Raw genomic sequence first — 11,714 nt, 5'->3', positions numbered from 1 at the left:
CTTATGCCGACCGTTCCTCCACCTTAAAAGTTTTATTCTGTTTTATTCTCATTTTTTTCATTGCGCTCATAAAACATCACTCCTTTTAATAATGGATGAACCATTTATTTACATTAATAGTCTACTATATTTTTTCAAAAAAGCTACTATTTTCTAAAAATATTCTTGCCTGTATTCCATGGTTATTAGATAATAGTCCTATTACTTTCGTTTGGAGGATCCTTATGTTAGGTAACTTTCATGGTTTAGATCATGCTCGTTTCATGGTTGAAGCTTTAATTGAAGCAGAAAAAGCGGGTAAACGAGGTGATAGAGCAATTGGGGCTGTTATTGTTCATCAGAATGAAATTGTCGCTAGAGGCTCTAACCAAATTGAATCTGCAGACAGTAACCTTATCCATGCAGAAATTGATGCTATGAATAAATGTGCATCTTTTCTTAGGAAACACGCAAGGGAATGTGTCATTTATACAACAGTAGAGCCATGTGTAATGTGTTTATCTACTATTGTCATGGCCAATATTCGTCATGTTGTATTTGCCACAGAGGATAGGTACATGAATATGAAACCATTTATTCAGTCTAATCCTTATATTGCAAAACGCATACATCAGTATTTAGGTGGAATACAGGAAGAGCGCTCTATCGAACTGTTGAAAAAGTATTCACCTGAAACGGCAGAAGTAATATTACATGGTCATAGAATATAAAAGAGATGCAAAGGAAAAATATCCTCTGCATCTCTCTTTTTTTCTTTAGGCTGTTTTCTAAAATATTATTGTTATTTCGGTTCGTTTAATCTAACAAATAGTATAATAGAAACTGTGCGGTAGATCCACCATATTTAAAGTGGGATAGTGGTCCGATACCGCTCCGGCAGAATACTCCGCTTTCCGCGGGCCCGGCCTCAGCCTCCTCGAGGAAAGTTCGCCTCTGCGGGGTCTTCGGACACGTGCTATTCCCGCAGGAGTCTCCGTATTCTGCCTGCGCTAGTTTAGTTTTCTAATTATTGTTAGAGGTTATTACGTATTTTAATAATTAGATGCCATTAAATTTATTTATTTACTTCTTACTAGCGTAGGAAATACACGGAGACTCCTGCGGGAGGATAGGCATCGGTGAGACCCCGCAGTGCTTTAGCACGAGGAGGCTCACCAGCCGCCCGCGGAAAGCGGAGTGTATTTCCGTAGCGGGTACGGTGCTGTGACAAGCATCGTAAGTACCGCACAATTTCTATCAATAGCAACAATCTTTGCTAATACAGCCTTTACTTATTATAAAACTCAGCTGGGTCTGGACCGTTTCGATGATTACGATTTAATCCAGCAATCTTTTTCATTTCTTCATCAGTTAATTGGAAATCAAACACATGGAAGTTTTCCTCAATTCTAGATGGTGTTACCGATTTAGGAATGACAATGTTGTCATATTGTAGATGCCATCGTAATATAACTTGTGCAGGTGTTTTACCATGTACTTCTGCAATTCCAATGATGACTTCATCATTCAATACATCTTTACCATTCATTAACGGACTCCAAGCTTCTAGATAAATATCATGCTCTTTACAGAAAGCCTTTAGTTCTGCCTGTTGAAGATATGGATGACACTCCACTTGGTTCAGTACTGGAACAACATCACATTCATCTAAAAGACGTTGTAGGTGTTCGATATGGAAATTACATACTCCAATTGCTTTTACTTTTCCGTCATGATATAACTTCTCTAACGCTTTATAGGTATCGACATATTTATCTTCTTTTGGCATCGGCCAGTGGATTAAGTAAAGATCAACATAATCAAGTCCTAACCTCTCCAAACTTTCATCAAAAGCCTTTAACGTTTCTTCATAACCTTGATCAGAATTCCATAGTTTTGTTGTTATAAACAATTCTTCTCGTGGTACATCGGATGTAGCAATTGCTCTACCTACACCTTCTTCATTTTTATATACCATCGCCGTATCTATAGAACGATAACCCACTTCGATTGCATTCTTTACAGCCGTTTCCGCTTCATCATCCGGAACCAACCAAACACCAAAGCCTAATTTTGGCATTTCCAGACCATTATTTAATGTTACATATTCCATACCAACACTTCCTTCTATGTAAAATCAATTTCCATTTTAACATAACCCGTTTTCAAGAAAAAATTTCAGTATAAGATGTTGCTTAATAAAGGAATTTCATTAGTCTTGTCGAATAATTACAACAAGACTATTTATGTGATGGGGGATATGTATGCTTAACCAAGTATGTGTGTTGACGATTAAAGTACGCGATATGGAAAAAGATGTTCAGTTTTATACTGAAAAGCTTGATTTTAAAGTATCTAAAAAGTATGGGGAAAACATTATTAGCTTAGAACATAACGGTCTCCCTTTAATTCTAGAAAAGGCGGAAATAGAAAATGCACCAACCTCTTCCAACGTATTACTAGCCATTCAGTCAAGTAATATACAAGAAGATTTCAAGAAACTTCATGACAAAGGTGTAAAAATAATTTCTGAAGAACCAATGCCTTGCCCTCCAGGATATTTCTTTGTAATTGAAGATAACTCTGGGAATCAATTAGAGATTGTTGAATTTGTAAATTAGGAGATGTTGAAGTGGAAACGAAAGAATTATTAGTTGAAATAGAAGCTCTTGAAAAGGAGATTCAAGAAAAGAAAAGTAAACTAGTGGAACTGAGAAAATCAGTTCCTCGTGCTGAGGTTGAGAATTATATTTTTAAAGACCCTTCAGGTAGAGAAGTAAGTTTACTAGAATTATTCGCTAACAAGGATGAATTAATTGTAATTCAAAATATGGGTAAATCTTGTTCTTACTGCACTATGTGGGCAGATGGCTTTAATGGTATATATCATCATATTGTGGATAAGGCTGCGTTTGTGGTAGCTACACCGGATTCACCGGAAATACAAGATGCTTTTTCAGCAGAACGCAGATGGCAATTTCCAATGGTTTCTACACAAGGAACAACCTTCAAAGAAGATCTAGGATTTGAGAAAAATGGATACCAACATCCAGGGGTTTCCACTTTTCAAAAGAATGAAGATGGCCTAATTTTTCATATAGCAGATGCACCTTTTGGTCCTGGAGATGATTACTGTTCAGTTTGGCCTCTATTTGACCTCCTTCCATCTGGTCAAAAAGGCTATCATCCTAAACGGAAAATTAATAAAGAGTCCGATTTTGATTTGACCAATAATATAGCCATCCAAGTCAATCATCAGCATGAAGCAGTGAAATTCTATACCGAAGTACTTGGCATGAAAGAAGATTGGTCGAATGCGTTGGAGTCAAAATTAACATTTGGCGGACAGAATTTTTATGTTGAACAAAGTGAAGATAAGAAAGTCTTTTTTGAATTAGCTGTAAAAGATATCCATAGCATTAAGGAAAAATTACTTAATCATGGTTGTATTGTAACGAAGGAATATCACGAAAAAAGTCTGATGATCGCTGATCCATATGGTATGAATTTTCATTTATTTGAGAGGGCATAACCGAATCGGGACCGCTTATCTGCTTACATAAGGAGAGAATGTAATGACAAATGTATATCTAGAAGCCAGTGTAGTCGAATTACAAGAAGCTATGGAGTCAGGTAAATTAACTGCTAAAGAGTTAGTCCTCACATTCCTTGAGCAAATTGCAGCCTATAACCAAAACGGTCCAAAGCTAAATGCCATCCTAGAAATTAATCCAGATGCTCTATTCCTTGCCGAGTCATTGGATAATGAACGAACTGAAAAAGGTGCTAGAGGACTACTTCATGGTATCCCTGTCTTAATCAAGGATAATATTAATACAGGCGACAAAATGCATACCACTGCGGGTTCTGTGGCTTTAGCTAACCATTACGCTAAGGAGGACGCATTCCTAGTTAAGAAATTGCGAGAAGCTGGTGCTGTCATTCTTGGTAAGACTAATTTAACCGAATGGGCAAACTTCATCGCAATGGACATGCCGAATGGTTTCAGTTCACTAGGAGGTCAAGTACTGAATCCTTATGGCCCTGGAAAATTTGATGTCGGTGGTTCAAGTGCAGGAACTGGCGCAGCAATTGCAGCAAGTTTTGCTCCTTTAGGTATAGGAACGGAAACAAGTGGATCAATTTTGAGTCCTGCTAGTAGTAACTCCCTTGTCGGAATAAAACCTACTGTAGGGTTAATTAGTCGTACTGGTGTGATTCCTATTTCAAGTTCACAAGATACAGCTGGACCGATGACAAGAACGGTAGCTGACGCAGCTATCTTACTTGGTGCACTCACTGCTGAGGACATTAATGATCCGGCAACTACCATTAACCCTAATAGACTGGCCAATTATATGGAATATTTGAATACGGATGGCTTAAAGGGCAAAAAAATCGGAGTGTCTCGCACCTATTTAGAGGGCGTATCGGAAGAAGAACTTCAGTTAATAGAATCGGCTCTGGAAGTGATGAAAAAGCTTGGTGCAACGATAGTAGAAGATATTGATTTACCAACAAAATTCAAAGGATTAACCGTGATGGTTCATGAATTCAAAAATGGATTGAATGCCTACTTGAAGAATGTGGATTCTAACCTTTCTGCCCACTCCCTATTAGAGCTCATTCAATATAATCAGAATCATGCGGATACTGCGCTAAAGTACGGGCAGAAAATATTCTTAGAATCGGAGTCTAAGAGTGGAAGATTAACAGAGTCCGAATATATTGAGGCTAGATTAGAGGATATAAGACTCTCACAAACAGAGGGAATTGACAAAGCTATAAATGAAAATAACCTTGATGCACTATTATTTATTAACAATTATGGTGCTGGAATCGCTGCAAAAGCTGGTTATCCATCTATTACTGTACCTGCTGGATATACAGAAGAAGGCAAACCAGTAGGGGTCACATTTACTGGTCTTGCCTTTTCTGAACCTAATCTTATTGAATTAGCTTATGCTTATGAACAGGCAACAAACCATCGCAGAGCACCACAACTAGATTTATAGACGAGAAGCAATCCTATTTGGGTTGCTTTTTATTTTGGCTTCCTTGTTAGGACAGTTACTTAGAATCTTGCTCATGCACAAATATTATTCTGCATACGATAAAGTTGTATTTCTAAATCATTGAGTCTTCCTTTAATTCATCCTTGCTTTTTTCTTCTTGTAAGAATGCAGATTTGGTCATATTATTCCCCTTCACTCACCTCTCACTTTAAAGAAACATATAGTTTGCTAATGTGCTAGATAATTAGTTAAAAATGCAAGTACCTAAATAAGTTGTCGATTATTTTCAAATAATACTTTAAAATTCGACAAAATAACCGATATAATAGAGACAAATGTTATCTATACAATCGGGGGATAAGAAATGAAGAAGAATAAAAAGGTAAAAGTTATTAAGGGTAACAAAGAGAAAAAACAAAAGAGCCCTAAAGCTAAGAAAAATCTCTTTAACTGGCAAAATGTAAAACTTAGTCGTAAATATCTTTATGTGTTTTTAGTTTCAGCTGCGCTTTTTCTACTTTCAGGAGCATTTGTTTATTACCAATTAAATAAAGGGCAGCAGGATGTAGAAGCTATTGACCAGTATAGTGCTCGTGTTAATGACATGTCTAATCTGGCTTCATTGATTCAAGTTAAGGATGTTCAAATCTCTGATTATCTATTATCTAAGAAAACTCGTTTTGTTGACGCCTATGAAGAATATCAGATACAATTCGATGAATTAAAAGCTAAAATAGAGCCATCTTTAGAAACGGAAGAACAGAAAGCAATATTTAGCCAAATTGTAGCGAATGATAGTGAAATGAACGAATTATTCTATGGTGAGATTAGTGAAGCTGTAGACATTAACCAAGATTATCTTGCTGCATTAACTAGAGCTCAAACACAGGAGCTCCGTGAAGAAACAGTTGGCCTTGTCAATCAATTAATGGAGATTGTAAAAGCAGATCAAATGGATGTTGTTACAAGATCTAAGGATAGTTTACAAACAGGCATTACCTCTTTATCTATTGCAAATACCCTTGCTATTGTTCTAGGTATCGTTCTATTACTACTAGTAAGTAGGGGAATCACTAAAAACTTACAAAAGGTTGTTCACACAACAAATGAGATTGCTAATGGGAACCTAGTAGCTAAGCCTGTGGATTACAATGGAAAAGATGAAATCGGCCAGCTTGCTAATGCGGTAAATCTTATGAAAAACAATATACAAGATATACTGTTCAAAGTGGCTACAGCTGCAAACACTGTATCCACTAGAAGTGGAGAACTTTCCCAATCAGCTGATGAAGTTAGTGAAGGAAGTGAGCAAATCGCTTCTACCATGGAAGAATTATCATCAGGATCTGAGAATCAGGCTAATAGCGCATCTAGCCTGGCAGAAAGTATGAGTGATTTTGTTCAGAAAGTACGTCTATCAGAAGAGAACGGACTTGAGGTTGCCAATACTTCCGAACAGGTATTAGCTTTAACCAATGAAGGACAGGAATTAATGAAATCATCTGTTGTACAAATGAATCAAATTGATCAGATTGTATCAAGTGCTGTTGAAAAAGTTCGTGGCTTAGATAAACAATCCACAGAGATTTCTAAGCTAGTTTCTGTTATAAAGGACATCGCTGATCAAACAAATCTCCTTTCTTTAAATGCAGCTATTGAAGCAGCTAGAGCTGGAGAGCATGGTAAAGGCTTTGCAGTAGTTGCTGAAGAAGTTAGAAAGCTTTCTGAGCAAGTAGCAACTTCTGTCGGAGAAATTACAACAATCGTTACAAGTATCCAGAAAGAAACCGGTAGTGTTGTAGCATCACTAAATGACGGATACACAGAAGTAAAAGAAGGTACTGCACAGGTTCAAGAAACTGGTAAGAACTTTGCTAGTATCCATGAGTCAGTGACTTCCATGACAACAAAGATTTCAGCAATATCATCAAACTTAAGAGAAATTGCTGGGAATAGTAATGATATGAATAATTTAATTGAGGAAATTGCTGCTGTATCGGAAGAATCCGCTGCAGGTGTAGAACAAGCAGCAGCATCTGCACAACAAACATTCAGCTCTATGGAAGAAGTATCTAATAGCGCTGAGGAATTAGAAAAATTAGCTGAACATCTGAATGAAGAGCTAAAGGTGTTTAAGTTAGTATAGTTGAATATTAGCTACGAGAAAAAGTGGCCAAAATAAATCCGAACTAATTAGAATTCACCAATCTGAATACTAATAGTTCGGATTTTTTAGCTGTTCAGCAGATTTTAATAGAAAATAGATTTGGTGAAGCTGGATGCTACCGCTCCGGCAGAATACTCCGCTTTCCGCGGGCGGCTGGTGAGCCTCCTCGTGCTTTCTTCTTTAGGGGTCTCACCTATGCCTATCCTCCCGCAGGAGTCTCCGTATTCTGCCTACGCTAGTGATTTCTTCCATTCAATCGTGTCTGCTATTAGTTTATTATCCAATAATTATTTGGAATAATAAATTGACAAACATTCTAGCGAAGGAAATACACGGAGACTCCTACGGGAATAGCACGTGTCCGAAGACCCCGCAGAGGTGGTCTTTCCTCGAGGAGGCTGAGGCCGGGCCCGTGGAAAGCGGAGTGTATTTCCGTAGCGGGTATGATGCACCCAAAATAAATTATTAGCCGCGAGTTTCTATCTAATACGAATTAATCGGCAACTCATGTAATGCTATTTTACGGAAAGGTAGCATTCTTCTGTATGGTCATTTACCATTCCAGTTGCTTGCATGTAAGCATAGCAAATGGTTGGTCCAACAAAGTTAAAGCCGCGTTTTTTTAAATCCTTACTCATTGCTTGTGATCGCTCGGTTTGAGCTGGTACTTCCCCACTACTCTTCCAGTGATTGATAATTGGCTTTCCACCAACAAAACTCCATATATATGTATCAAAGCTTCCGAATTCTTCTTTTATCTTTAGAAAAGCTTTTGCATTTGCAACGACAGAGCGAATCTTTCTCTCATTACGAATAATTCCTTCATTATTTTTAAGAGATTGTATATCATCTTCATCATAGTTTGAGATAATAATTGGGTCAAATTGATCAAATGCCTCTCGGTAATTTTCTCGCCTTCTGAGTATGGTAATCCAGCTAAGTCCAGCCTGGGCACCTTCTAAGATTAACATTTCGAATAATTGTTGATCATCGTGAACTGGCCTACCCCATTCATTATCATGGTAATCCCTGTATAATAAATCATCTTCAGGTACCCATTCACATCTTTTTTTAGTCATTTGTTTCATCCTTTGTCTCTACTTCATTTTCTTCGTAAGAAATCCAATCACTATAACTACCTGGATATAGCTTAACATTTTGAAATCCAGCCATTTTTAGAGCAATGATATTTGGTGTTGCAGAAACACCAGAACCACAAGAAACAATAATTTCCTTTGTTTTATCTAGTTTAGAAAAATGTTTATCTAATTCTTCTTTTCGCTTCCAATTCCCATTCTGATCTAGTACATCCGACCAAAAGTAGTTTTTTGCTCCCGGGATATGCCCTGCCTTTTTATATAATGGCTCCGTTTGACCAAGATATCGATCATAGCTTCTGGAGTCGACTAAAATTGCTGTCTTACTTTGTATATTTTCTTTAATTCTTTCTATATCTACTATTTCATCTAAACGCGGTTTTGGTTTGAATGCTCTGGTTTTCTTGTGTGGCACTTCTTTCGTTACTGAAAGGCCTTCTTCCATCCAAGCATCAAATCCACCTTCCAGGATATACACCTGGTTATGGCCCATAAAATACAAATTCCACCAGAATCTAGGTGCAAACATATCATTTCCTTTATCATAAACAATTACTGGTGTATCTTGATCAATCCCCGCTTTCCCTAGTTTCTCTGCAAATACTTCTACATTTGGTAATGGATGGTTTCCACCATGCTCACCTGGTGTACCAGACAAATCTTGTTCTAAATCAAAATATACTGCCCCAGGGAGGTGCGATTGATCGTATGCTTCCCTACCAGCTTCTGGATTATTTAATTGATATCTAGCATCAACGATTACTATTTCAGGATTGTTTGATAACTTTTCCACCAGTTCCTCTATACTGATTAGATATGACATGAAAAAATTCCTCCTTGTGTGGACTACTGTTTATAATTAATTCGCCATTAATCTATTATTTTCCTCTTCTATTCTAATTTTTAAGTTTCCTAAATATTTCGGAATACGGTATAATATTTCCATATTAAAACAATATTCCAATAAGGAGCGAATACCATTGAAGGAAGAAATAATCCAACGTTTTACTACATATGTAAAAGTAGATACACAATCAAATGAAGACAATAACACTACCCCATCTACACCAGGTCAACTTGAATTAGCGAATCTACTAGTTAATGAGTTGAATGAAATCGGTATGCAAGAAGTTACCATTGATGAGAACGGATATGTCTTTGCAACCTTACCTTCAAACACGGATAAAGAAGTACCAACGATTGGGTTTCTAGCTCACGTTGATACTGCTACTGATTTTACTGGAAAAAATGTTAAGCCACAAATCGTGGAAGACTTTGATGGAAATGACATCGTGTTAAATGAGGAACTAAATGTAGTATTATCTTCAAAAGAATTTCCAGAACTCCCTAGCTATAAGGGGCACACATTAATCACGACAGACGGTACAACACTACTTGGCGCCGATAACAAAGCAGGTATTGCTGAAATCATGACAGCAATGGACTATTTAATTAAGCATCCAGAAATTAAACATGGTAGAATTCGTGTTGCTTTCACACCTGATGAGGAGATAGGTCGTGGACCACATAAATTTGATGTGGAACGCTTTAATGCTGATTTCGCTTATACGGTTGATGGTGGCCCTCTTGGGGAATTACAATATGAAAGCTTTAATGCGGCAGCAGCTAAAGTTTCCTTTAAAGGAAATAGTGTACACCCTGGAACTGCCAAAAATAAAATGGTGAATGCAGGTAAAATGGCTGCAGAATTTGTAAGTAAATTCCCAGAACAAGAGTCCCCAGAACAAACAGAAGGATATGAAGGATTCTATCACCTAATTTCCATTAATGGTGACGTTGAAAACACTCGGGTATATTACATTATTCGTGATCATGATCGAGAAAAGTTTGAAAGTAAAAAAGCGACATTATCAGGTTTTGTTGAAGAAATGCAAGCAAAGTACGGAGAAGCAAGTGTGGAACTTGAGATGAATGATCAATACTATAATATGCGAGAAAAAATTGAACCTGTTATGGAAATTGTAGAGGTTGCGAAAGAAGCAATGCAAAACCTAGGCATTGAGCCTATTATTGAACCAGTTCGTGGTGGAACTGATGGTTCTCAATTATCTTATATGGGATTACCAACACCTAATATTTTCACAGGTGGAGAGAACTTCCACGGAAAGTTTGAATATATCTCTGTAGATAATATGTTGAAATCAACCGAAGTTATCGTTGAAATTTGTAAGTTGTTTGAGGCAAAATAAATGAAATAAAGCTATCCTTGGAATCTTAGGATAGCTTTATTTTTATAAATAGTGATAGGATAAATCCAATTACCAACATGAATGAAAGAATCAAAAATGTGCTTAAATAACTTCCTATACCTAGTAAGTAAATAGCTACAATTGGTCCGAGCATCGCACCCAAAAACAAAATAAAGGCGTAATACGCATTCGCAAGTGCTCTTCTCTCTCCACCTAGTTCACCTATTAGCACCATAATTGCTGGGAATATTAAAGATATCCCAAATACAAATATGATACTCATCAAGGTTAGAAATACTACATTATCTCCGGTCCCAATGAGTAATAGACCAATAGCCGAAAATACAAGACCAGTCCTTAGAGTTGTGAGTACCCCTATTCTTTTGACAACCTTGCCAACAAACGGGGATATCAACATACCTATAATACCAATTGCCCTTATACCTAATATTTCTTTTTCATTCATATGAAATGGCTCTCCGCCTAGGAAACTCCCTAGCAACGTGTACATGCCCATGAAAGTCAACAAAAGCATGATTGTAATGGCATAGATTAATACGAAATTCCTCTGTTTGAAGATTAACTTACTGTGGTAAATATAAAACTTAATTCCTTCTTTATGATTTGGCTTGTTAGGTGTTGGCAAAAGGATTAACACGGCTAAAAATGTAATGAAATAAAGAGCTCCAAATACGTAAAAGACCACTTCCCAACTTCCCCACTGATATAAAACATCAGCAAGCACTTGACCTATTATGCCAGATGTTACATAACCAAAACTGATAAATCCAATCGTAGTAACAATTCTTTTAGATGGAATCACATCGAAAGCATATGCCAAAGCAGATGGAGCAAAGGTTGATGCAATAAAACCCTGCAGACCTCGAAGTGCTACAAGCCCTCCAAAACTATTGGATAAACCAATGAGCGGAGTGACGACTGCTAAGGAAACTAACCCAAATAAAATTACTGGTTTCCTTCCAATTCGATCTGCAAGTGGCCCAAATAATAAGAACCCTACTGCATAAAAAAAAGAAAACGAGCTGCTAGTCCAAGCAGACATCGTTTTCGATACTTGAAAGGTACTTTCAAAGACAGTAAAGAGTGGTGTCGTTACATAAGCACTTGAAACCACAATTAAAGCACACCAAAATAAGATAAACGTAATTAATCCCGTAGAATTCTTATCAGATGCTTGACGTAATGCGACTAACTCAGCCATTTCCCCCACTCCTCTACGTATATC

Annotated in this window: 10 protein-coding genes; 6 read left to right on the top strand and 4 right to left on the bottom strand. The window is 37.2% G+C overall.

Annotated elements, in window-relative coordinates; translation table 11 throughout:
* Positions 1-224: 224 nt before the first annotated feature.
* Positions 225-710, top strand: coding sequence for a nucleoside deaminase (locus tag BN999_RS08100; RefSeq protein WP_176481915.1), 486 nt, complete (start codon positions 225-227; stop codon positions 708-710).
* 557 nt (positions 711-1,267) lie between these two features.
* Here BN999_RS08100 and BN999_RS08095 read toward each other — a convergent pair.
* Complete coding sequence (locus tag BN999_RS08095; RefSeq protein ID WP_096270884.1) at positions 1,268-2,092, bottom strand: aldo/keto reductase; 825 nt, start codon at positions 2,090-2,092, stop codon at positions 1,268-1,270.
* A gap of 151 nt (positions 2,093-2,243) precedes the next feature.
* Here BN999_RS08095 and BN999_RS08090 point away from each other — a divergent pair, with 151 nt between their 5' ends.
* The 4 genes from BN999_RS08090 (at position 2,244) to BN999_RS08075 (ending at position 7,140) form a co-directional block, all read left to right on the top strand.
* On the top strand, positions 2,244-2,600 hold the full coding sequence (locus BN999_RS08090) for a VOC family protein (protein ID WP_096270883.1): 357 nt from the start codon (positions 2,244-2,246) through the stop codon (positions 2,598-2,600).
* Between the two features lie 11 nt (positions 2,601-2,611).
* Positions 2,612-3,511, top strand: a complete 900-nt coding sequence (locus BN999_RS08085; RefSeq protein ID WP_096270882.1) for a DUF899 family protein — start codon at positions 2,612-2,614, stop codon at positions 3,509-3,511.
* Between the two features lie 43 nt (positions 3,512-3,554).
* Positions 3,555-4,994, top strand: coding sequence for an amidase family protein (locus BN999_RS08080; protein ID WP_096270881.1), 1,440 nt, complete (start codon positions 3,555-3,557; stop codon positions 4,992-4,994).
* A 364-nt stretch (positions 4,995-5,358) separates the two neighbouring features.
* Complete coding sequence (locus tag BN999_RS08075; RefSeq protein WP_096270880.1) at positions 5,359-7,140, top strand: methyl-accepting chemotaxis protein; 1,782 nt, start codon at positions 5,359-5,361, stop codon at positions 7,138-7,140.
* A 536-nt stretch (positions 7,141-7,676) separates the two neighbouring features.
* On the opposite strand, the gene BN999_RS08070 is transcribed toward BN999_RS08075, so the two are convergent.
* On the bottom strand, positions 7,677-8,249 hold the full coding sequence (locus BN999_RS08070) for a DNA-3-methyladenine glycosylase I (protein WP_096270879.1): 573 nt from the start codon (positions 8,247-8,249) through the stop codon (positions 7,677-7,679).
* A complete protein-coding gene (locus tag BN999_RS08065; RefSeq protein WP_096270878.1) occupies positions 8,233-9,081 on the bottom strand; it encodes a sulfurtransferase in 849 nt (282 codons plus the stop codon). Before BN999_RS08065 ends, BN999_RS08070 begins: the two co-directional genes overlap by 17 nt.
* A gap of 157 nt (positions 9,082-9,238) precedes the next feature.
* On the opposite strand from BN999_RS08065, the gene pepT reads away from it, so the two are divergent.
* Positions 9,239-10,468: a peptidase T gene (gene pepT / locus BN999_RS08060; RefSeq protein WP_096270877.1), complete on the top strand. Its 1,230-nt coding sequence runs from the start codon at positions 9,239-9,241 to the stop codon at positions 10,466-10,468.
* 25 nt (positions 10,469-10,493) lie between these two features.
* Here pepT and BN999_RS08055 read toward each other — a convergent pair whose 3' ends face one another.
* Complete coding sequence (locus tag BN999_RS08055) at positions 10,494-11,690, bottom strand: MFS transporter (protein WP_096270876.1); 1,197 nt, start codon at positions 11,688-11,690, stop codon at positions 10,494-10,496.
* Positions 11,691-11,714 lie beyond the last annotated feature (24 nt).

Source organism: Paucisalibacillus globulus (assembly GCF_900184735.1).
Taxonomy (GTDB): Bacteria; Bacillota; Bacilli; order Bacillales; family Amphibacillaceae; genus Ornithinibacillus; species Ornithinibacillus globulus_B.
This window is presented reverse-complemented; position numbering and strand designations above follow the sequence as displayed.

Excerpts from the sequence above, each read along its gene's own strand:
- BN999_RS08100 (WP_176481915.1), top strand. The coding sequence starts at position 225 with ATGTTAGGTAACTTTCATGGTTTAGATCATGCTCGTTTCATGGTTGAA.
- BN999_RS08095 (WP_096270884.1), bottom strand. The coding sequence starts at position 2,092 with ATGGAATATGTAACATTAAATAATGGTCTGGAAATGCCAAAATTAGGC.
- BN999_RS08090 (WP_096270883.1), top strand. The coding sequence starts at position 2,244 with ATGCTTAACCAAGTATGTGTGTTGACGATTAAAGTACGCGATATGGAA.
- BN999_RS08080 (WP_096270881.1), top strand. The coding sequence starts at position 3,555 with ATGACAAATGTATATCTAGAAGCCAGTGTAGTCGAATTACAAGAAGCT.
- BN999_RS08075 (WP_096270880.1), top strand. The coding sequence starts at position 5,359 with ATGAAGAAGAATAAAAAGGTAAAAGTTATTAAGGGTAACAAAGAGAAA.
- BN999_RS08070 (WP_096270879.1), bottom strand. The coding sequence starts at position 8,249 with ATGAAACAAATGACTAAAAAAAGATGTGAATGGGTACCTGAAGATGAT.
- BN999_RS08065 (WP_096270878.1), bottom strand. The coding sequence starts at position 9,081 with ATGTCATATCTAATCAGTATAGAGGAACTGGTGGAAAAGTTATCAAAC.
- BN999_RS08055 (WP_096270876.1), bottom strand. The coding sequence starts at position 11,690 with ATGGCTGAGTTAGTCGCATTACGTCAAGCATCTGATAAGAATTCTACG.